21 protein-coding genes are annotated in these 21368 nt (G+C 33.5%); 9 read left to right on the top strand and 12 right to left on the bottom strand.

The window, feature by feature from the left end:
• Window positions 1-549 precede the first annotated feature (549 nt).
• Complete coding sequence (locus ACF91D_RS10190) at window positions 550-1593, bottom strand: PTS sugar transporter subunit IIC (protein WP_107526629.1); 1044 nt, start codon at window positions 1591-1593, stop codon at window positions 550-552.
• 146 nt (window positions 1594-1739) lie between these two features.
• Window positions 1740-2165: a 6-pyruvoyl trahydropterin synthase family protein gene (locus ACF91D_RS10185; protein WP_107526628.1), complete on the bottom strand. Its 426-nt coding sequence runs from the start codon at window positions 2163-2165 to the stop codon at window positions 1740-1742.
• 126 nt (window positions 2166-2291) lie between these two features.
• Here ACF91D_RS10185 and ACF91D_RS10180 point away from each other — a divergent pair, with 126 nt between their 5' ends.
• Window positions 2292-2654, top strand: a complete 363-nt coding sequence (locus ACF91D_RS10180) for a DUF488 domain-containing protein (RefSeq protein ID WP_042740380.1) — start codon at window positions 2292-2294, stop codon at window positions 2652-2654.
• A gap of 85 nt (window positions 2655-2739) precedes the next feature.
• Here ACF91D_RS10180 and ACF91D_RS10175 read toward each other — a convergent pair whose 3' ends face one another.
• The 3 genes from ACF91D_RS10175 to ACF91D_RS10165 form a co-directional block, all read right to left on the bottom strand.
• Window positions 2740-3315 carry a M23 family metallopeptidase gene (locus ACF91D_RS10175; RefSeq protein WP_107526627.1) on the bottom strand — a complete coding sequence of 192 codons (576 nt, stop codon included), beginning with the start codon at window positions 3313-3315 and terminating at the stop codon, window positions 2740-2742.
• A gap of 246 nt (window positions 3316-3561) precedes the next feature.
• Complete coding sequence (locus ACF91D_RS10170; RefSeq protein WP_107526626.1) at window positions 3562-4503, bottom strand: nucleoside hydrolase; 942 nt, start codon at window positions 4501-4503, stop codon at window positions 3562-3564.
• A 53-nt stretch (window positions 4504-4556) separates the two neighbouring features.
• Window positions 4557-5915 carry an amino acid permease gene (locus ACF91D_RS10165; RefSeq protein ID WP_107526625.1) on the bottom strand — a complete coding sequence of 453 codons (1359 nt, stop codon included), beginning with the start codon at window positions 5913-5915 and terminating at the stop codon, window positions 4557-4559.
• Between the two features lie 237 nt (window positions 5916-6152).
• Between ACF91D_RS10165 and ACF91D_RS10160 the strand changes: the two genes are divergently transcribed.
• Both ACF91D_RS10160 and ACF91D_RS10155 read left to right on the top strand, forming a co-directional pair.
• Window positions 6153-7082, top strand: coding sequence for a DMT family transporter (locus ACF91D_RS10160; protein WP_338142298.1), 930 nt, complete (start codon window positions 6153-6155; stop codon window positions 7080-7082).
• 166 nt (window positions 7083-7248) lie between these two features.
• Window positions 7249-7812, top strand: coding sequence for a TetR/AcrR family transcriptional regulator (locus ACF91D_RS10155; RefSeq protein WP_042740385.1), 564 nt, complete (start codon window positions 7249-7251; stop codon window positions 7810-7812).
• Between the two features lie 118 nt (window positions 7813-7930).
• Here ACF91D_RS10155 and ACF91D_RS10150 read toward each other — a convergent pair whose 3' ends face one another.
• The gene (locus tag ACF91D_RS10150) at window positions 7931-8728 is read right to left on the bottom strand and encodes a trypsin-like serine peptidase (RefSeq protein WP_107526623.1); all 798 of its coding nucleotides are present in this window, start codon (window positions 8726-8728) and stop codon (window positions 7931-7933) included.
• A gap of 302 nt (window positions 8729-9030) precedes the next feature.
• Between ACF91D_RS10150 and ACF91D_RS10145 the strand changes: the two genes are divergently transcribed.
• Entirely contained in the window at window positions 9031-10008 is a 978-nt protein-coding gene (locus tag ACF91D_RS10145) for an LLM class oxidoreductase (protein WP_107526622.1), read from the top strand.
• Window positions 9986-10219, top strand: a complete 234-nt coding sequence (locus ACF91D_RS10140; RefSeq protein WP_107526621.1) for a DUF896 domain-containing protein — start codon at window positions 9986-9988, stop codon at window positions 10217-10219. The genes ACF91D_RS10145 and ACF91D_RS10140 overlap by 23 nt, the downstream gene beginning before the upstream one ends.
• A gap of 509 nt (window positions 10220-10728) precedes the next feature.
• On the opposite strand, the gene ACF91D_RS10135 is transcribed toward ACF91D_RS10140, so the two are convergent.
• Window positions 10729-11943 (bottom strand): MFS transporter, encoded by a 1215-nt coding sequence (locus ACF91D_RS10135; protein WP_052495470.1) that lies wholly within the window; start codon window positions 11941-11943, stop codon window positions 10729-10731.
• A gap of 605 nt (window positions 11944-12548) precedes the next feature.
• Entirely contained in the window at window positions 12549-13412 is an 864-nt protein-coding gene (locus ACF91D_RS10130; protein ID WP_107526620.1) for a fructosamine kinase family protein, read from the bottom strand.
• A 243-nt stretch (window positions 13413-13655) separates the two neighbouring features.
• Between ACF91D_RS10130 and ACF91D_RS10125 the strand changes: the two genes are divergently transcribed.
• Window positions 13656-14720 (top strand): quinone-dependent dihydroorotate dehydrogenase, encoded by a 1065-nt coding sequence (locus tag ACF91D_RS10125; RefSeq protein ID WP_107526619.1) that lies wholly within the window; start codon window positions 13656-13658, stop codon window positions 14718-14720.
• A gap of 103 nt (window positions 14721-14823) precedes the next feature.
• Window positions 14824-15246, top strand: a complete 423-nt coding sequence (locus tag ACF91D_RS10120; RefSeq protein WP_107526618.1) for a universal stress protein — start codon at window positions 14824-14826, stop codon at window positions 15244-15246.
• Window positions 15247-15309: 63 nt separating this feature from the next.
• On the opposite strand, the gene ACF91D_RS10115 is transcribed toward ACF91D_RS10120, so the two are convergent.
• On the bottom strand, window positions 15310-16113 hold the full coding sequence (locus ACF91D_RS10115) for a Cof-type HAD-IIB family hydrolase (RefSeq protein ID WP_107526617.1): 804 nt from the start codon (window positions 16111-16113) through the stop codon (window positions 15310-15312).
• A 47-nt stretch (window positions 16114-16160) separates the two neighbouring features.
• The gene (locus ACF91D_RS10110; RefSeq protein WP_119624431.1) at window positions 16161-16541 is read right to left on the bottom strand and encodes a VOC family protein; all 381 of its coding nucleotides are present in this window, start codon (window positions 16539-16541) and stop codon (window positions 16161-16163) included.
• A 235-nt stretch (window positions 16542-16776) separates the two neighbouring features.
• Here ACF91D_RS10110 and ACF91D_RS10105 point away from each other — a divergent pair, with 235 nt between their 5' ends.
• Together ACF91D_RS10105 and ACF91D_RS10100 are read left to right on the top strand one after the other, a co-directional pair.
• Window positions 16777-17598, top strand: coding sequence for an N-acyl homoserine lactonase family protein (locus tag ACF91D_RS10105; RefSeq protein WP_107526615.1), 822 nt, complete (start codon window positions 16777-16779; stop codon window positions 17596-17598).
• Between the two features lie 249 nt (window positions 17599-17847).
• On the top strand, window positions 17848-19284 hold the full coding sequence (locus tag ACF91D_RS10100; protein ID WP_107526765.1) for an APC family permease: 1437 nt from the start codon (window positions 17848-17850) through the stop codon (window positions 19282-19284).
• 244 nt (window positions 19285-19528) lie between these two features.
• Here ACF91D_RS10100 and ACF91D_RS10095 read toward each other — a convergent pair whose 3' ends face one another.
• Window positions 19529-19942 carry a MarR family winged helix-turn-helix transcriptional regulator gene (locus ACF91D_RS10095; protein WP_107526766.1) on the bottom strand — a complete coding sequence of 138 codons (414 nt, stop codon included), beginning with the start codon at window positions 19940-19942 and terminating at the stop codon, window positions 19529-19531.
• Between the two features lie 197 nt (window positions 19943-20139).
• Window positions 20140-21357, bottom strand: a complete 1218-nt coding sequence (locus ACF91D_RS10090) for a CynX/NimT family MFS transporter (RefSeq protein WP_107526767.1) — start codon at window positions 21355-21357, stop codon at window positions 20140-20142.
• Between the last annotated feature and the right edge of the window lie 11 nt (window positions 21358-21368).

Genomic DNA, 21368 nt, shown 5'->3' with positions numbered 1-21368 from the left:
AAATCCTCCAAATTTAATTCTTTTCTAAAAGTAAATTATATTTTCGTTAATAAAATTATCGTATCTGCTAATATTGTTTAAAATTTATGTCTAATTTTTTGACCACAAATAATATACCATAAATTTCTCGTTTTTATATTACATGTGTATAACAAAACTTTACAAAAACAAGCTCATTATGTAACATTGCAATCTTTTTGTTTTGTTTTGTTACGCATAAACTATCAAAGATAACGCTAACATTTAGAGTAAAATGTTGTGATAACAGTGTAATTTACTACTTTTTTCACATTACGACTATTTTCTGAATTATTACAAGTATCCTTTCTGTAATATTTTTGTAACAATATAAACCGTTAAAAAATATATTTATTGGGGCAAAACTTGTAATTTTTGTTTTTTCTGAAAATTCAATCGCTAACTATCTATTACTTTCATGACGGTATTCAACTTTAACTTTACCGAAAAAATCGTCTACAGCTTTTATTATTCCTGTAGACGACTCAATTAAATGTTAACTTTATTAAGCTGTATTTTAAATTATTTTCATTATGCTAAGAATTTAAAAATATCTCGATCATATAATTTCAATACTTTCATATAGAAGGTATTAATAATATAACCAATTGTAAATGGCACTACAAAAAATGCAATAAATACCATCAACAGGCTCAATAGTGGTGAATGTTCCATAAACCTAAATGCACTAATCGGACCGACTAGTCCAATAATACCAAATCCAGCAGATTCTTTAGTACCGCCAATGCCGATAAGTGCTCCAGCAAAACCTGTGACTAAAGCAGTAGTAAAAATAGGCAATAATATGATGGGATGACGCACCATATTAGGGATCATCATTTTAACGCCACCTAAAAATATAGTAATCGGCACACCTGCTCTATTGACCTTAACAGTCCCAGCAACAAGTACTGCTTCACATGCCACTATTCCAAGTGAAGCTGAACCAGCAGCTAAACCACTAATACCTATTGCTAATGCAGTTGCAACGGTTGATATAGGTGAAATAATAATAAAACTAAATACAAGTGCGATTAACATAGACATTAAAATAGGTTGCAGTTCTGTAAATGAATTCACCAAATTCCCTATACCTGTGGTAATCATTTTCACATAAGGTAACAATAAAACACCTAACAAACTTGCAATAACTCCAACAAAAGTTGGTAATATGATTAACGTGAGACTACCAAAACACTCACCAATCACTAATATAATAAACACTGCAATAGCTGCAGTTATCATCGTGTTAATTAAATCACCTACACCTATTAATACCCATGTACCTGATTTAAATTGCGCAACACCACTACCAATAAATGCCGAACTTGCTACTACGGCTGTCGCTAAAGGTGATAATTTAAAACGCATTGCTATTAATGCACCTACCAAGATTGGTACTGTAAATTGTATACTTTCAACAATTTGCAATAACGTTTGAAAGATGGGATATTTCGGTGCAAAAACCTTAAATAATTCTCCTAAAATTGCATTCGGTATCAGTCCGGCCACAATTGCGATTGCCACGCCTGATAATACATTATTAATAAACTGTTTTGGACTTACCTTGATCATAGAAGTTCCTCCTTAGTTGTAGTAGGTACTTAATATATCATATTTTCCAAATTTTCAGAATATTAATTTTTGTTTTAGCCATTTAATTTTGCATTATCTATAAATTCCATCATATTTTGAAAACGATACGCTAAATCTACTTCATGTTACTGCATGAATGCTTCAGTCAATACAAGACCTTGGCGATCATTTTCGTAAAACTCTAATTTATAAAGTGTATTTCCATTTGGAAGGTATTGCTCAAACTGTTCCCATATCCAAAACGCAATATTTTCTGCAGTCGTATTCATAGCTGGTAATGTGTCATTTAATAACTGATCTGCTAAAAAAGGTGCAATGTGTTCATCATATAATTTGTCTACAACATTAAAATCTAATGCCAACCCATAATCATCAATAGGTGATAATATCTCTACATTAAAACGATATAGCTGATTTTTTAAATCTTTATGCAATGTTTCAGAAAAATAAATTCTATTATCACACTGAAATTGGAAACTATTTCTGATTAACACATTGTTCGTTCTATATTGATACGTTTTCGGTGGCTGAACATGATCAAACTTATTCATCATAAAACCTCCTGTTTTTATTTGTTTTACCCTTTTTCTAAAAAATAACTTCAAACTACGATGTTTTTAATTTACAGTTATTGGCAATGATGAAAGTGATATATATTTAAAACAGGAGTGATTTTAATGTCAATCAAGACTCAACGTATTTATGATGAAAGTGAAAATCAACAAGTAACTGGATTACGCATATTAGTAGATCGTGTATGGCCTAGAGGCATCTCTAAAGAACAAGCTAAGATCGATCATTGGTTAAAGGATATTGGACCTTCTACAGAGTTAAGGAAATGGTTCGATCACGATGCAGAAAAATTCACAGAGTTCAAATCGAAATACCAACAAGAATTAACTGATAATGACGACCAAGCTAAAGCATTTAAACAATTAAAACAATGGGTTGATGAAAGTGATAAACCGGTCGTCTTGTTATTCGGCGCCAAAGATACTCAACATAATCAAGCCGTTGTACTTCAATCTTTATTGAGCTAATACGCTTCAAGGCATTAGCTTAGCATATATATTCACAATCCTATCGGTAGCGCATACTACATTACAATACAACCCATTCAGTCGGTTACAATTCATACAAACTCTTTTCGCCGTTAGGTAATTTATCTATGAAAGATTTGGGGTCTATTGCAAATTGATTGCCCACCCCATCTTTCATTCTTTGAAAATGAAGATGCGAACCTGTCGTTTGTTCACCAGTATTACCAGAGAGCGCAATGGTATCACCTACATTCACACGGTCACCTTTCGCTACTTTAAATGTATTCAAATGCATATACCATTGATGATATCTACCATTATCTTCTTGAATTTGTATGACTTTTCCACCTAATTTATTATTAAAGGTTCTCGTCACAACGCCATCGGTCACTGCTTTAACTGGTGTATCTTCAGGTAAATCGTAATCAATGCCGTAATGTTTACCATCGAAATCACTATATTGATATTCACCGAAAGTTTCTGTTTCTCTACTACGATTAAATAATGCTTCAAAGTCATTATTTGACTCTTCTGGTTCATGACTTTGGTTGGTATATAATTTAGTCACGGTTTGTTTAATTTCTTCATTATACTGTACAAAAAATACTATCGCTCCTACAATCACGATACAAATAGCTAAGTATTTTAATAATTTCTTCAATAAAGGTAACACCTCTTAAATAATAAATTTGTGTAATTATTATACGCACTCATCAACATGAATGCGAACAATTCGTTTACACAACGCTCTCATAAAAATAATATATCTATAAGTTGCAATGATGTATCTACCAAATAACAGCATAAATAAAAAGCTTTATAAAACCATTTCCATTGAAGGAATCGTTTTATAAAGCTCTGTCTCATCATCTTTAATCTAGTAATTAATCTAACAATAGCGCATTTATTATAATTTATTGTAACTTTGTAAAATATTTTCAACTAAATCCCACAAGTCATCTACATCAACAGCTATCGCAAAATTGGCGTTTTTTTCCTTTTGCGTAATATCGTTTAAATCTACCGACATTGTGCCATAAGTTAAATCACTCTGACACTCAATATCGATTCTCGTGTATTGCATCGTAAATAATTCGGGTTGCAATAAATATAAAATTGTACAAGCATCATGTATGGGTCCGCCATCCATATTGAAATGTGTCTTATATGTGGATTTGAAAAATTCAAGTAGCTCAACAACAAAACGGGCAATTTCATTATCAATACCCTTAAAGCGTGAGATAATTTCATCTGTTGCCAGCACTTGATGTGTGACATCTAGACCAAACACATTAATCATCACACCACTTTCAAATACACGTTTCGCCGCTTCGGCATCAACCCAAATATTAAATTCTGCTGTTGGTGTCCAGTTACCGAATGTACCGCCACCCATAATTGTAATAGATTCGATATTTTGTACAATATTGGGTTCCTTATTCATTGCCATAGCAATATTTGTTAATGGTCCCGTCGCTACAATGGTCACTTTGGTATCACTGTGGCTCACTTTTTCAATTATTGTATCTACAGCATGCACAGTCGTCGGCTTTAATGCAGGTACTTTAGGTAAATTGGGTCCGTCTAATCCAGTCTCACCATGTATCTCTGATGCAAATGACGCATCTTTTATTAACGGACGAGATGCACCAACAGACACTTCAATGTCTAACCGGCCCATAATATCCAATACATTTAAAGCATTATTAGTATTCTTTTCAACAGATTGGTTACCTGCAACAGTCGTAACTGCTATGATATCTAATGGACTTTGCTTGGCTCCTGCAAGTATTAATGCAATTGCATCATCATGGCCCGGATCACAATCCATAATAATTTTTTTAGTCATTTTTCTTCACTCCAAATCACAGGATTATAGCGTACGATTTCAAACTTGAGTCATCATCTTTGTCGTGTATGCTTTTTATATTGTCGATACATCAATGCTAGGACTATCAACCATAATGGCGCTAATAACACACCGATTCTAGTCTCCGGATTCACCAATAAAATACCAAATATAAAGATAAAGAATACGATGATACACACTGCCATTTTACTACCACCTGGTAATTTAAAATTACTTCGCTCATGCAGGTCAGGTCTTTGCTTTGTATATCTATAGTATGCAATGGTAATTAAGGTCCATAAAAATATATTCAACACTGTTGATACAGTACTAATATAGACAAAGACGGTTGTCGCATTAGGAATAAAATAATTCAATAACACTGCAATAAATAAAAATGAACTTGTAATTAAAATCGCAGTGATCGGTACACCTTTCTTATTTGTTACCTGAAAACTTGGTGGTGCTTGTTGTCTATCTGCCAAGCCAAATAACGTCCTACTATTAGCAAATATACCACTGTTACAAGCTGAGGCTGCTGCAGTCAATACCACAAAGTTGATGATTCCTGCTGCAAATGGTATACCTACAAGCGCAAATAATTTCACAAACGGACTATCCTCTGGATCAAGTTTATTCCATGGCACAATTGAAATAATAATAGCAATTGCCCCAATGTAGAACAATAAAATTCTAAAGGGCACACTGTTGATTGCCTTAGGAAGTGTCTTATGTGGATTCTTAGTTTCTCCTGCAGTGATACCAATCATCTCAATTCCTAAAAAGGAAAATATCGCCATTTGGAAAGACATAAAGAAACCAGCAGCACCATTTGGAAACAATCCACCATGTGCATATATGTTAGAAAATGAAGATGTACCATACGGTGTTTGGTAAGCCATGATAACCATGGCCAATCCCACAATAATCAACGCGATAATCGTACCTACTTTAATCAATGCAAACCAGAATTCTAGCTCACCAAATAATCGTGTACTCAATAAATTGAAATACATCAATAGGAGTACGCACAAAAAAGCTGATAGCCAATTGGGAATTTGTGGAAACCAAAACGATACATATTTCGCCACCGCTGTAACCTCTGCCATACCAGAGATAATCCATGTTAACCAATATGTCCAACCTGTAATGAAACCTGCAAGTGATCCTACATATTCATTTGTAATATCTGCGAATGAATTAAATTTCGTATCAGAAAGCAACATCTCTCCCATCGCTCTCATAAACATAAACAATGCAAATCCAACAATTATGTAAGTCAATAATATAGACGGACCAGCTAAATGAATCGACTGTCCTGCACCTAGAAATAAACCTGTACCAATTGCTCCCCCAATTGCAATCAATTGAATATGTCTGTTACTTAATTCTCTCCTTAGTTGATCAGCCATAATTCCAACCCCTTAAATTTGAAATTATACTCTTTAATCATACTATGTCCCATTCATAGTATCTAATTTCTCCTAACATATTAGGTTTTTATTATTGTTAATGATTAAAAAATACAACAATATACAATAATAGTTTACCCTTGCCAATATTTAAAAAACTGTTAAATTAAAATTATTAAAAAATTTTTAGGAAGGTGGAATAACATGAAAGCAATATTAATTGGCATTTTGGGGGCAATGTTTTTCTCTGTTACCTTTATCTTAAATCATGCAATGTCAGATTCAGGTGGTAGCTGGCTTTTCAGTTCATCTTTACGCTTTATATTCATGTTTCCATTTCTTTTTATATTTGTCTGGATACAAAAACGTCACAACGTTATTATCAAACATATTAAAGCGCACTACATCTATTGGCTCATTTGGAGCACCTTGGGATTTGTCTTCTTTTACATACCTATCACTTTCGTATCAAACTTTAGCCCAGGGTGGCTCATTTCAGCAACGTGGCAATTAACAATTATTTGCGGCTTATTATTAGCACCATTATTCTACGAACTCATCGAATATAATAATCAAATTATAAAGGTTAGAGAACGTATATCTTGGCGATCACTTGCAACTTCAAGTATTATGATTTTTGGCGTGATATTAGTACAGATTCCACAAATTTCTAATATACAAATTCAAACATTTATTTTGTCCGTTGTACCATTGGTTCTAGCTGCCTTTTGTTATCCTTTGGGTAATCGTAAAATGATGGAACTCGTTGACAATGAACTCACTACGATTGAACGTATCTACGGGATGACCTTTGTTACACTGCCAATCTGGATCATCATATTCTTAATTGGCGTCTTAACAAATGGTTTACCCTCTTCAAGTCAGGTCTTACAAACCTTTTCAGTAGCTATTTTTTCAGGTATCATTGCGACCGCTTTATTTTTCTATGCTACAAATATGGTCAAGGATAACCAAGCTACCCTGGCAGCAGTTGAATCTACGCAGGCTACAGAAATTATCTTTACCTTAATAGGAGAAATGCTCTTCTTGGGCCTTCCACTACCAGATACGATTAGTCTTATTGGTATTGTCTTGATTACACTAGGTATTTGTATTTATAGTTTTATGAGTACCTTTATTAAGGAAAAGCAAGCAGACGTTAATTAATTCTATATTCGTTCCATATAAAATCAAACTGTTTATGTAAGACTACACCACTTTTAATTAACTAGACCTTAACGCCATATCAATTATTCACGTTGACATAATTTCAACTAGCATAGATAATTTATATGCTTATAATAAAGTATTGAGTAGAGGAGATGCACAAGTAATGCCAACCACATATACAGATCCACGTGTATCAAGAACGAAAAGTCTGTTGATGAACGCATTTCGTGAAATTGCTAAAGAGAAAAAAATACATGCCATTACCGTGAAGGATATTACCGATCGAGCTACAGTGAACAGAGCGACATTTTACGCGCATTTTTATGATAAATATGACATCATGGATTACACTATTTCTGAGACAATACTCAATAATCTAAATGAAACATTAGATATTGCTGAGAAATTAGATGAATCCACTTTACACACACTATTTATTAAAATAACTAGCTATATTGAGGAAACACATAATGAATGTAAGTTAAATAGTAAGGCATATGGAGAAGTTGTTGAAAAACGTGTCAAAGAAGAATTAGAAGATATCTTTCTTACATTAATTGAAGATAGCAACCCAAATCAAGATCGTGAAATGCTTGCATCTAGTGCGCGGTTTCTTGCTTGGGGATTATACGGTATTGCGAAACATTGGTTTGAAACTAGTACCGTTTCCGCAGAAGACTATATAAAAAAATCATTACCTTTTTTAGTGAATCATCTAGCATATTAAAGTAAAACTCCCTAAGTTGAGTTGAAAATGGAACAGTGTTTACAAACACATCCTACCTTTCCACTTAACAATTAGGGAGTTTTTGTTATTCCTGAAATTTAATTACTCACAATATGTACTATTCATTATTGTCATTGATAAACTTCAATACATCTCCAGTTATAGCAACTGCATTATTACTTTCACCTTCAACACCACCGTGATGTAATCCGATTAATTGATTATTGCTATCAAATACTGGTGATCCTGAATTTCCTCCGAAAGTACTTGCATCATAAGTTAACTCTGTACCTTGATTACCTATAATCTTTCCTGTACTTTCCCACATTGTCGCTAAAGGTTTATCACCAGGATAACCTGTCACTGTCATAGGATCCCCTTTTGATGTCGCTGCAGCGTCCTTTAAAGTAGCTGGTTGTACTACTTCACCAACTGTTTGTCCCTTACTGTTAGGATTAAAATGAACAACGACTAAATCTGCGTCACCTGGATATGGTTTAATATCTTTTTCTGTAAATGTCCCATACGGGAATGTATTTTCATCCTTTGCTGCCGGTGAAAATTGCATATTACCGTCAGAAAGGTTTGCTACGTGTTTATTTGTTAGTACAGTGTTTTTACCAACTACAACACCAGTAGCAATACTGTCTCCCATACTAATATAACCAATAGATTGGTAATGACCACTCGTTGTATTATCTATTTGTTTTCTATCTTCATTTGGCAATATAACTTTTTGTGATATTTCTGGTGATTGGTTAGCAGTATTTTCATTTTGTTGAGCCGTATCATTCGAGTCTTGAATCTCTTCATTATTTCCTTGTTTATCTGAACTGGCAAAACTACTAAATGGCGCTATTGCTAAAATTAAAGCTAGTGACAAAGTAATACTACTTAATACTTTTCTCAAAAACATAAATTACCTCCAAAAAATAATATTTGTCCTCTTCAATTTAAAGAAATTCAGAAAAATAATCAAATAATAATAAAAATTCCTAAAATTAATATTTTTCATACAATTTTATTCTAAAAATTATAAATGCTTTATATCGTAATGATGATGAATTCACAACACATTGCACAAATTGTTGCTTAGCCAATAAATTAAACAATTTGTCGTTTGCATTATGCACAGAATGGTCATACAATCTTATCTAGACAACAGGTGTTACTTAATTAATAACTGTTGCTTAGTATATAGAAAAAGGAGGGATTAATATTTCAACAATACAATCACATAGTGGTTTTCATTACGCTTTTAAAGCACAACATTTAACGCTTGGGTTAATGATGCCTTTTGATAATGCCGAGCATAATGCATTATCATTTTCTGAACAAGGAGACTTGGCAAAATATGCCGAAACACTTGGGTTCACTAGTTTATTCGTTAGGGATAGTCCACTCTATAGTCCTAAGTTAGGTCCTATAACCACAAATTATGACCCATTTGTATTTTTGACTTATATAAGTAGTCGAACTTCAAACATTGCATTAGGTACTGCTAGTATTGTTGCGACGTTAAGACATCCTATTCATATAGCTAAAGCAACTACCTCATTAGATTTAATTTCTAATGAACGCTTGTTACTCGGCATGGCAACAGGAGATAGACAATTTGAATTTCCAGCATTCAATATAGAGACAAATCAATTATCAGAACGATATCAACAAACGATATACGCTGTAAAGGCATTATGGCAATCACACTCGCCAGACTTATCAAATACAAAATTCCAACTAACTGAAGATTCTGGATTACAAATATTACCCAAACACCAACAAATCCCAGTGTTTGCTACTGGTTATGCCAAACAAAGCATAGACTGGATTAAACAGCATATGGATGGGTGGTTATTCTATCCACAAGCCTTTCAAGCGCAAAAGAAACTACTTGAACAGTGGCATGATAACAACAAATTCAAACCATTTATGCATCCTCTCGTCATCGATTTATCAAATAATCCAAATGAACTTGTTTCACCAATTAAGGGTGGATATCGACTGGGGAGTAAGACTTTATTAAATATATTAAGCGCCTATGAACGAATCGGAACAAATCACATCATATTAAACTTAAAATCGGCAAATAGAACATACGAAGATATGTTACAAGAAATAGGAAAAGAAATTATCCCCTATTTCCCACCACATATAACCAAGGAGGTACAGAAAAATGAAATTATTGGACAGAATTAATATGTTAGCAAATAAAGAAAAAGCACAAGGACTAACAACAACAGAAAAACAAGAACAACAAACATTGAGACAAGAATACCTTAAAATGATTCGAGGACAAGTCATCAATACCTTTTCAACATTAAAAGTTGTAGATCCATTAGGTGAAGATGTAACACCTGATAAAGTTTATAAACTTAGAAAAGAAATGGGAACATTAGATTTGAATTAACCATAGCGCAATCGTATAGAACGTAAAGTGCTTATATAAGTGAAATAGGCAATTTCTATTGAAGTAATATAGAAATTGCCTTTTTTATGTGTTTTAATCCACACTCAGATCTTACAATGACGTATGTTGGCGGACTCCTGTGGGAACAGGACAAGCTGAAGACTACAGGCTGAAGCTGGCCCCTAGGAAAGCGAGCCAACAATATGAAATATGAATATTAAACCAACAGCTGAAGTATTATTTACATAATGATTGATATACCATCACTTACTAGACAAACTGAATACAAGCATTTAAGTGGATGGTAATTTAACAGTCACAAATGTTTTCTACGTATGTTGGCGAGACTCCTGTGGGAACAGGACAAGCTGAAGACTACAGGCTGAAGCTGGCCCCTAGGAAAGCGAGCCAACAATACGAAATATGAATAATAAAGAAGCAATCAGATAAATTGAATTCATTCATCTGAGTGCTATTTTTCTGGAAATTATGTCCCAAATTTTAAATACTTAATTAAGCTGTCTATAATTTTTAGAATTAAAAAGAATTAATACCCATACAAATAAGCTAGAAAATGCAGAAATAGCAAGAACATTAAATATTGAAATATCCATTGTATTCAGACCTGAGATCACTACATAAGAAATTGGATCAAACCCTGTCATAGCAAGGAATATTAAACTCATCACTCTTCCAGTTACTTGTTCATCTGTAAATTCTTGTGCCATTGTAATAAATGGAATGTAAACAAAGGTATAAGTAACACCAATAAGGAGAAGTAATAGCATTTGTAATATCAATGTCGTAACTTGCGTGAAGATAATCAATAGCACAATCATGATCAACAATGTAAATATCGTCAACTTACCTCGTCCCTTTTGGAACGTAATAATACTAAGCAATCCTGTTCCTACCAACATCCCCACACCTAAACTAGACTGCAAATACGTTAAATTAATCGGTGTGCCACCAAGTGATTCTACTATAATCGGAATCCCAACACTTAACGCACCTAGTCCAAAGAAATTGGCAGTAATCAAAATAATAATCCCTGTAATTAAAAAACGGGATGACTTAACATAACGAAAACCTTCGACAATATCTTTGATTGGCGTATTATCAGAACGTTCTTTAACATCCGCTTCATCAATAAAATACGGAAAGACAAATATAGCAGATAAAAATACAAATATTAAAGAAATATAAAAACTTGTCGCAATTGAATAATGTTCCATAATCACACCGGCAATAATAGGTCCAAATATAAAGGAAATTTGAGTCCCACCTTGGAATAATGAATTGGCACGCTGTAATTGCGCTTGCGTGACTACCTTAGGTATTAATGATGTACTTGCTGGTCCAAAAAATGCGTCCAACATTCCAAAACATGCTGCTAAGATCATCAGCGGAATCAGTGATAGTTGTTGATTTATAATTAAAAAATACAAAATCACAAGTACCAAACATTCTGCAATATTTGAATAATACATAACAGTTGTTTTCTTAAATTTATCAGCAACCATACCGCTAAATGTCATCATAATCAACCTGGGTACTGTAGCTGAAACTAATATATAACCTAATGCCATCGACGATTGTAATTCCTTTACAGCATACCAGGTTATTGTCGTTAAAATTGTACTGAAACCAACCATAGCAAAGATGCCTGCTAATAGCATTAACATATATGTACGGTTGAATAACAGTTTATTAGATGTACTCAAATTTTAGCCCCCTATGTTTCAATATCTTCTTTATACTATTCGATTCTCAAAGGATTTCTTCTCACATAATACGCTCACTATGTATCTATTGATTCAAGACAATTTATTGCAGACAAACAACATCTCAAATCATTTTCAACAGTACTTCATACATCATTTACACCATTTCTACTCGTCTCAAAGGATGAATACCTTAAATAATACAATGCAAACATCTTTATTATACTTAATATAATATTTATTTTTACAACTTGTTATCAGTATAACAAATATAAATTAAAAAATAACAAATTTCTAATTAAATAGTAATTTTCTTTTAATATAAATTCATCAATATTATTCATCACATCATTAGCCGTTTCAGAAAATGACTTGTGAAACACATGAATAATTATGGCCTAAATAAACTTCTTTCTTAGACAATATTGGATTGTATAGTACGTACAATGTAAATTTTTCCATAACAAAAAAATGTCACTCTCTATTATTAGAATAGAAAATGACATTTTTACTTTAATCAAATTGCTTAATAAGACAACTATTTAATTTTTCGATATTGCAACACTGCATTCATCAAGTATCATATTTTGTATCAATTTATAACACTATTTAGCATCGGCTAGTATTTTAGAGATAGATTGATCTACGCTACGTGCATAGAGTCCTCCAAATTTTACTAAATGTACCATCAATAAATATAAACGGTAGAATTCCAATCGTTGTTCTGCACCCTTTGCCATAGGATAATGTCGCTCATATGCATCATAGAAATCTTGCGTAAATCCTCCAAATACAGTAGTAATGCCTAAATCAAACTCTCTATCACCATATAGTGGTGCAGGATCAAATAATGCTGGTGTTCCGTCCTCTAAAAACATATAGTTGCCACCCCATAAATCACCATGTAATAATGATGGCTTACTCTTATGATTAGACAATGCATCTACAATAATCTTACGCACCTGCTCATAACGTTTCTTGTCATCAAGCGTCCATTGGTCATTCTCCAATAAAGTTTCAACTAAATGATCTAGACGTCGTTCAACAAATATCGTAGTCCAATTATCAGACCAATTATTGTCGAAAGAAATATCTCCACCTTGGTAAGGTAAATCAAACCCAAATCTTCCTTCTGGTTCATGTTGACTATGCAGTTTTGCAACAAGCTCACCTAATTGACGTTGACTACCTTTAGTCCCTTCATGTAAGAATGATAATATCAAGTAAGCATCACCTGCTATTTCTCCACTATCTATAACTCTAGGTGCTGTCACGTTTGCAGCTTCAAAAAGATTTAATCCTTCAATCTCAGCCGCATAAAATGATTCAGACTTATTACGTTGTACCAATAAAAAATATACCCCGTCTTTACTCTCTATTCGGAAAGCCTCATTTACATCCCCACCACTTACAGGGGTAATAGCTTTAATACCTGTTATTGGTAATTGTTCTTTCCATTTAGTTTCCAATATTTATCACTCCAAAATAACATACTTGTCTTTCATATTATATCCATGTCGATACCACTTTAAGCATTCCTCAATTATAATTTCAGTGATTCACTCTAGGCATAAACCTTCTAAAATGCTAGTCTATTAAAGACAATACTTTCAATATAAGTATGATATTCAAATGAGTTATCTCTTTTTTCTTAACTGATTGTTTTTTATAATTAAGTTAATTACAAAATTAAAAAATGGAGCGAAAATTTCATGTACAAATTAATCAAGCCTATCTTATTCAAGTACGATCCCGAACAAGCACATGGTATGACAATCGATGCCTTAAAATTTGTCCAAAGATATCCTAAAACATTACCTTTAATCAAACAATTCTTCCATTATGAGAATGATATTCTCACACAAGAATTGTCGGGTGTTCGTTTCACTAATCCGATTGGTCTTGCAGCAGGTTTCGATAAATCATGCGAAGTTCCAAAAGCCTTAGAATATGCAGGGTTTGGCTCAATCGAACTCGGTGGTATTACACCAAAACCACAGCCTGGTAATCCTAAACCACGTATGTATCGTTTAGTAGAAGACCAAGCGTTAATAAACAGAATGGGTTTCAATAACCTTGGAATGAATAAGGCACTTAGTAATTTACGTAAATATAGTTATAACATTCCAGTAGGCTTAAATGTTGGCGTTAATAAAAGTACCCCTTACGAAGATCGTTATCAAGATTATATAAAGGTGCTTGATACCTTTAAAAATGATGTCACATTCTACACAGTAAATATCAGCTCACCTAACACTGAAAATTTACAGAAATTCCATGATGAAAGTGAATTTTCACAGCTTTGCACAGCAATACAATCATTTAAAGCAGAAAATGACATCACTGTTCCAATATTTATCAAGTTAACTTCCGATTTAGATCTAACTAGTTTAGGACATATGTTACCACTAATTACCAAGACCTTTGATGGTATTATTTTAGCTAATACTACGCAACAACGTGATGGATTAAAATCTGAAAATCGTATTGAAACAGGAGGATTAAGCGGTCGCCCATTATTCGAACGTAACCTTGAACTCATCAAACATGCTTACAAGGAAACAAATGGTACATTTACAATCATTGGAACAGGTGGTATTTTCACAGTTGAAGATGTGATTACAATGTTAAGAAGCGGCGCATCACTTGTTCAAATATATAGTGCATTAGTATTTGAAGGACCAGGACTTACAAGTAAATTAAATAAAGCGCTAGCGCAATACCTTAATAAAAATGGTTACCAAAACGTTCAAGATATCATTGGATTAGATGCATAAATCACAATCAGTGAGAATCTTTTAAAATTTCAAGTTGATAATTAATAAATAAAATTTTAGCTTTACTTAATTAGGGTATGCATATATTAAGGGAGGTGCTATTATGTATAAAAAAATATTAGTGGCCTATGACTTCGATAACACGTTTAAAAATGTGCCTCAAGAATTAGTCCGTCTAACATCTGGTTCACAAGAAGCTGAGATCACAGTGTTCAATGTTATCTCAGAAAGCGAACTCCAAACATCTGTTAGGTACAATGACATTCATTTTGAACAATTAGCCGAATCTAAAGGGAAAGAAATCCAACCTTTTATTGATGAATTAGAAAAATTAGATTTGAATGTGACTGTAAAATTCGGTACAGGTCAAATTCGAAATACCATTTTAGAAGAAATAGAAGAACACGATTATGAAATTATCGTCATGAGTAATAAACGTGCGAAAGCAGATATTAAGAATGTACTTGGTAATGTCACACATAAAATTGCCAACCATGCACACATTCCTGTGTTAATTATTAAATAAAATATTAAGAGGTTGTACCAACTACAATACTATATTGTAAATGGATACAACCTCTTTTAATTATCATGAAGTTATAAAGTGCTCAATTACCTTTAATACACCAGAATCATTATTTGACGGTGCTCTGTGGTTGGCTACAGAGGCTAATGACTCACTACACTCTGCCATGGCATAACTGTGAGGCGTCAAACTGAGCATTTCAATATCATTATCGGCATCACCAAAGGCTAGTAAATCTTCCTCGGCTATCCCCCAACGTGCTAATAATGACTGGATAGCTACTCCCTTATTTACATTCGGCAAAATCAAATCTAGACTGTCATTACCACTAGTCACTGCCCTTAAATATTGAGGGTACTGTGTTTCTAAGTCCGCTTTCACTTGTTCTAATACCGTTGTGTCTTTGATGCGCATTGCTACCTTTACAAAATCATCATCGCTAATATCATCAAAGTGTTTAACCTGTTGAACATCATAATAATAATGATTAAAATACGCCGTAAAATCATCTGTCACATTTGGTAATACATATGCAGTACGCACACCACTTAATATCAAATCAGTTACTTTATGCTTATCAATGATATCACCTAAAATCTGTTGTAATACTGTCTTATCAAAGTAATTTGCATCTAGAATTTCGTCTTGATAATAAGTCACGGCGCCATTTTCAGCTACAAATGTAATATCATTTACTTTGTCAGGAAACAATGACTTTAATTGTGCATATTGATTTCCACTCGCAACGATAAATTTTATGTCTTGCTTCATCATTGTTTGGAACAATTGTTCAAAGTATATTTCATCCAAAGTGTGATCAGACCTCATTAACGTTCCATCTTTGTCTACAGCAATCGCTTTAACCATTTTACCTGCCTCCAACATCTTAGTATTTCAATTTAACGCTTTGCGTCCTACATTGTAATAATATTATATAAATGACCATCTATGTTGCTAAATAATCCCCCATAGAACCCTTCATGCATCGTGCCTCTTTCTATTACTGTGCCATTCGCACTTTCTACTAAATCTAACAGTTGATCAACTTCAGCTTTAGTATTTAATGATAGTGATATTAATGCTTCGTTATTACCAATTTTTGATAATCGTGACACTTTTTTAAATTGTTTCGTTTCGATAAGCATAATGACCGTGTTATCTAATGTAGCAATACCTCTCATCTTATCCATCATGTCATCCGATTTTTTAATTTCAAAGCCGATTCGTTGATAAAAATCTTCACTCGCTTCTAAATTGACTACAGGTAAATTTAACCACGCTGATTTAACATTCATCATCATTTCCCCCAATGTCTATGTTTCTTTCACATTTATAATTTAACACAAAAAGCACTTTATTTTTACTTACGATACATTTGACACATTTATTTTATTAAGATAAAGTTCTTACCATCTTTATTATAAAATAAAAGATTAATTTAAATTCAATATATTTCATTTCACAATTACTATAATAACTTATATTTAAATACAAAGGCCATGCACGCCTAAATTTGGAGGTTTACAATCAATGACACGTAATATTAATGTACATATATTACATACAGGATCAGTTATTGTTGACTCGGCTTTACCTTTTAATCATAAAAAAAATTTACCACTTTCTTGGAGTGGTTTTATTCAAACACGAAGTAAGCACATTTGTTTACCCGTTTCTATTTACTTAATCGAACATCCTAAAGGACTTGTATTGATAGATACAGGATGGCATGAATCAAATCGCCAACACGATTATTCAAAAAATGCAGCTTCACTTTCTCAGAAAGCTATTTTACCTAAAGGACAAGCAGTTCATGAACATCTTGCTAAACTAGGCTACCAAATAACTGATGTAGATTATGTCATCTTAAGTCATTTACACAATGACCACGTCTCAGGTTTACCACATGTGGCACAAGCTCATCATATTATGGTCAGTGATGAAGAATGGTCTGCTGCAAATAACAATAATAATTATGAATTAGGTATGTGCCAAAATATTCCTATTGATACTTTTCCTCTAGAACATAAAGGCATCGGCCCTACCGGTAAATCTTATGATTTATTTAACGACGGTACTGTGGAATTTATCCATACACCAGGACATAGCCCTGGACATTGTGTCACCCGTATCAAACGTCATAAGGAAGCGGATCAATTTTTATTACTAACATCAAATGTAGGTTATGCAAAATCATCTTGGCGACATGGTATTTTACCTAAATATGTTGACGATAAGGATGCAACTATCAATTCCTTAAATTGGGTTAAAGTACAAGCAACAAATCCGAATTGTATTGATGCAATCGCCAATCACGATCCACATATCAAGCCACAAATCATTAATCTATAGCAATCGTGTCGGCCTATAATCAGCACTTATAAACGGTCTATATTATATGACAGTTACTTTCGTTCCCAATTAACAATTCATGATATGACTAAATATTTGTCGTAATTTTATCGATTTTCTGTCACACGACAAATATTTGTTTTATTTTTTCGAAATTATCTAAATATTCTGATTGATATATGCTATGATATGGATTATATTAATAACGTTATTAAATTTTGTGAAATGAGTTTTAGGGAGTGGTTTATAATGACTGGATTTTTTCAAAAACTATTAAAGAAAGAGGACCCCTCTGTCTATCAAGTAAAAGATGCGCACTTGAATCGCACATTAAAGGTTAAAGATTTTCTAGCTTTAGGTGTCGGTACAATCGTCTCTACATCAATTTTCACCTTACCAGGCGTAGTCGCTGCGCAACATACTGGTCCAGCCGTGGCATTATCTTTTCTATTTGCTGCGATTGTTGCTGGTTTGATTTCTTTTGCATATGCTGAAATGTCATCTGCCATGCCATTTGCTGGTTCTGCATATTCTTGGATTAATGTCGTGTTTGGGGAAGTTTTTGGATGGATAGCTGGTTGGGCATTATTGGCTGAGTATTTTATCGCTGTCGCCTTTGTGGCTTCTGGTTTTTCAGCTAATTTACGTGGTTTAGTTTCACCTTTGGGTATTGAATTACCTAAAGCACTATCCAATACATTTGGTACTGATGGTGGCGTTATCGATTTAGTCGCTGCTATCGTTATACTACTTACAGCATTGTTACTTGCTCGTGGTGCATCATCCGCTGCGCGTATAGAGAACATCTTAGTTGTATTGAAGGTATTAGCAATTCTATTATTTATCGTAGTTGGTTTAACTGTAGTACAAGGTAGTAACTATGTACCTTTCATACCAGAATATAAAGCAACTGAAGCTGGCGCATTTGGTGGTTGGCAAGGGATTTATGCTGGTGTTTCTATGATATTCTTAGCGTATATTGGATTTGATTCAATCGCTGCAAACTCTGCTGAAGCAATCAATCCGCAGAAGACAATGCCTAGAGGGATACTGGGATCATTGTTAATTGCCGTGATTCTGTTTGTGGCTGTTGCACTTGTACTGGTTGGGATGTTTAAGTATTCAGATTATGCAAATAATGCTGAGCCTGTAGGTTGGGCATTAAGACAAAGTGGATTTGGTGTCGTAGCCGCGATTGTACAAGCTATTTCAGTTATTGGTATGTTTACTGCACTGATTGGTATGATGTTAGCAGGTTCACGCTTACTTTATTCATTTGGTCGTGACGGATTATTACCTTCATGGTTAGGTAAGTTAAATAATAAGCAATTACCAAACCGTTCATTGTTCATCTTAACAATTATTGCCGTGATTATTGGTTCAATGTTCCCATTTGCATTCTTGGCACAATTAATATCTGCAGGTACACTCGTTGCATTTATGTTTGTTTCATTAGGTATGTTTGGCTTACGCCCTCGAGAAGGAAAGGATATTCCAGTACCAGCGTTTAAAATGCCATTCTACCCAGTGCTACCAATTGTAGCATTTATCAGTGTTGCTGTTGTATTTTGGGGGCTTAGTGGAGAAGCCAAATTATATACATTAATCTGGTTCATCATAGGTTTACTGATTTATCTAATTTATGGTATTAGTCATTCAAAAAAACATAAAAGTACAAAGTCATAAACCATTAACTTAATAATTAATATAGCACTATTGTTCTATTTTAGAATTCAGGGGAAAATTCAAAATATTACAGTAGCTATGAGCTATAAATTCTGCACCAGACCAACATCTTTCTTGTTGGTCTGGTGTTAATTTTGTCTTATTATGTATGTTTTTATAAAAAAATAGGCGACCATGTTCAACACATAATCGCCAACTTATCTTGTATAAAAAGGAAGTTTGTTCCCCTCCCTTTAATCCATTGCTATGCTTTATATTGCCTTGTTATCAAATCGTGCATAGATGAAAAATCAACTTTAGCTATTAATTGTTCATACGTTTTGATGGCTTTTTCAATGACAGATAAACCTTCATCCGTTAAATATATATACATAGCTCTTTGATCTTCAACACATTCTTGTCTAAATACTAATGGTTCTGCTATTTTTTCAATTCTTACGATAAGACGAGACATAGCACTCTGACTCAAATCCACTATTTTTATTAAATCATTAATTTTATATTTTTTGCCCTTCGCTTTATAAATTTCATATAAAACATAGAACTCTTTTAAACTTAAATTATATTGTTGCTTTAATGATTTTTCTATCATTGTATCTATATAACGAACATATTTTGTTAGCTCAATCCAATTTTCAATTTTTTGTTGTTCCTCCATCCAATCCCTCCTAACCTTTCAAGTATCATATTAATCGTGGTTTAACCTTTATATAAATAATAACATTTTTCAGCTATAGAACTCACCGATATGTTTACAACAATATATTTTAATTAAGCAAAGTTGCTTAAACATAAAAAAATCTAGTACTACAATATTAACTGTAATACTAGACTTTGAGTAGTACTTTGCCTAAACTAATCATTCTGCTTATGTGCCGGTTGATGAACAGTCAATGGTTGCCCTGAAATAAAGCCAAATATTGCTATTAATACAGCTACGCCCATAAGTACAATGAGTGGGACGGACCAACTGCCAGTAATATCTGAAATCATACCTAGACATACCGGACCCACTGCAGCTAATAAATAACCAATGGATTGAGCCATACCAGATAATTGGTAAGACTGTTCAATATCTTGAGTTCTCAAGACAAAAAACATCATTGCTAAACTATATGTTGTTCCTGCACCAACACCTATCAATATTAAGTAGAGTACAATCGCAGCATTTGGTAAATATGCGATACCTAATAACCCTACAAAAAAGGACCCAGCACCAAATAATGCTAAACTACTTTGCTTCTTCATACGCCCTGCAATAATAGGTGCAACAAATGCCACTGGTATGATTCCTAGCTGGTTTACAGTTACAAGCCATCCCGCTTCACTTTCAGAAAATCCTTTAGTTGTTAACATAATTGGTAACCATGCAAATAAACTATAGGGTATAAACGATTGCAAGCCCATAAATAAGGTAATTGTCCATGCTAGTTTAGATTTCCAAACACTTTGTTTAGGTTCGCTATCAATTTCTGCAAACACTTTCTTTTTACGTGAGCGCAAATATGGAATACGTAATACTAATACAAGTGCTGCAATAATAGGTACAATCAACCAAATTTGCATTGCAATACGCCAATTCATCCCTGGTGCCACTGCAATCGAAACAGATAAACCAGCAGCCAAAGCGCTCACAAGATTCATCGTCACAGAATACATACCTGTAACAAATCCCATTTGTTGTGGAAATGATGATTTGATCAACCCTGGTGCCATAACATTCCCTACTGCTATTGCAAATCCAACAATTATTGTGCCAATAAGTAATAAACTTGCGCCTCCAGTTCCCCTTAACCACATTCCAATTGCTAAAATAACCATCGAATACATCAAGGTGCGTTCCATACCAAATTTCTGTGACAACTTAGGAATAAATGGAGAAAATAATCCAAATGCAACAAGCGGTAAAGTATTCATCAAACCAACCAAACTATTCGAAACGCCTAATTCTTCCTTGAAAAATGGAACTAATGGTCCTATAGAGGAAATAGGTGAACGTAGTGTCGCACCAATAAATAGTACTGCTAAAAATAATAATATCGTAAAGTATTTATATCGATTTATTTTAATCATTTACTCCCTCC

This window comes from Staphylococcus sp. 231237_7MaSpsaltlick (genome assembly GCF_043107035.1).
This window is presented reverse-complemented; position numbering and strand designations above follow the sequence as displayed.

Excerpts from the sequence above, each read along its gene's own strand:
- ACF91D_RS10125 (WP_107526619.1), top strand. The coding sequence starts at position 13,656 with ATGTACAAATTAATCAAGCCTATCTTATTCAAGTACGATCCCGAACAA.
- ACF91D_RS10165 (WP_107526625.1), bottom strand. The coding sequence starts at position 5,915 with ATGGCTGATCAACTAAGGAGAGAATTAAGTAACAGACATATTCAATTG.
- ACF91D_RS10090 (WP_107526767.1), bottom strand. The coding sequence starts at position 21,357 with ATGATTAAAATAAATCGATATAAATACTTTACGATATTATTATTTTTA.
- ACF91D_RS10110 (WP_119624431.1), bottom strand. The coding sequence starts at position 16,541 with ATGAATGTTAAATCAGCGTGGTTAAATTTACCTGTAGTCAATTTAGAA.
- ACF91D_RS10120 (WP_107526618.1), top strand. The coding sequence starts at position 14,824 with ATGTATAAAAAAATATTAGTGGCCTATGACTTCGATAACACGTTTAAA.
- ACF91D_RS10170 (WP_107526626.1), bottom strand. The coding sequence starts at position 4,503 with ATGACTAAAAAAATTATTATGGATTGTGATCCGGGCCATGATGATGCA.
- ACF91D_RS10190 (WP_107526629.1), bottom strand. The coding sequence starts at position 1,593 with ATGATCAAGGTAAGTCCAAAACAGTTTATTAATAATGTATTATCAGGC.
- ACF91D_RS10160 (WP_338142298.1), top strand. The coding sequence starts at position 6,153 with ATGTTTTTCTCTGTTACCTTTATCTTAAATCATGCAATGTCAGATTCA.
- ACF91D_RS10095 (WP_107526766.1), bottom strand. The coding sequence starts at position 19,942 with ATGGAGGAACAACAAAAAATTGAAAATTGGATTGAGCTAACAAAATAT.
- ACF91D_RS10140 (WP_107526621.1), top strand. The coding sequence starts at position 9,986 with ATGAAATTATTGGACAGAATTAATATGTTAGCAAATAAAGAAAAAGCA.
- ACF91D_RS10100 (WP_107526765.1), top strand. The coding sequence starts at position 17,848 with ATGACTGGATTTTTTCAAAAACTATTAAAGAAAGAGGACCCCTCTGTC.
- ACF91D_RS10185 (WP_107526628.1), bottom strand. The coding sequence starts at position 2,165 with ATGAATAAGTTTGATCATGTTCAGCCACCGAAAACGTATCAATATAGA.
- ACF91D_RS10105 (WP_107526615.1), top strand. The coding sequence starts at position 16,777 with ATGACACGTAATATTAATGTACATATATTACATACAGGATCAGTTATT.
- ACF91D_RS10115 (WP_107526617.1), bottom strand. The coding sequence starts at position 16,113 with ATGGTTAAAGCGATTGCTGTAGACAAAGATGGAACGTTAATGAGGTCT.
- ACF91D_RS10180 (WP_042740380.1), top strand. The coding sequence starts at position 2,292 with ATGTCAATCAAGACTCAACGTATTTATGATGAAAGTGAAAATCAACAA.
- ACF91D_RS10150 (WP_107526623.1), bottom strand. The coding sequence starts at position 8,728 with ATGTTTTTGAGAAAAGTATTAAGTAGTATTACTTTGTCACTAGCTTTA.
- ACF91D_RS10155 (WP_042740385.1), top strand. The coding sequence starts at position 7,249 with ATGCCAACCACATATACAGATCCACGTGTATCAAGAACGAAAAGTCTG.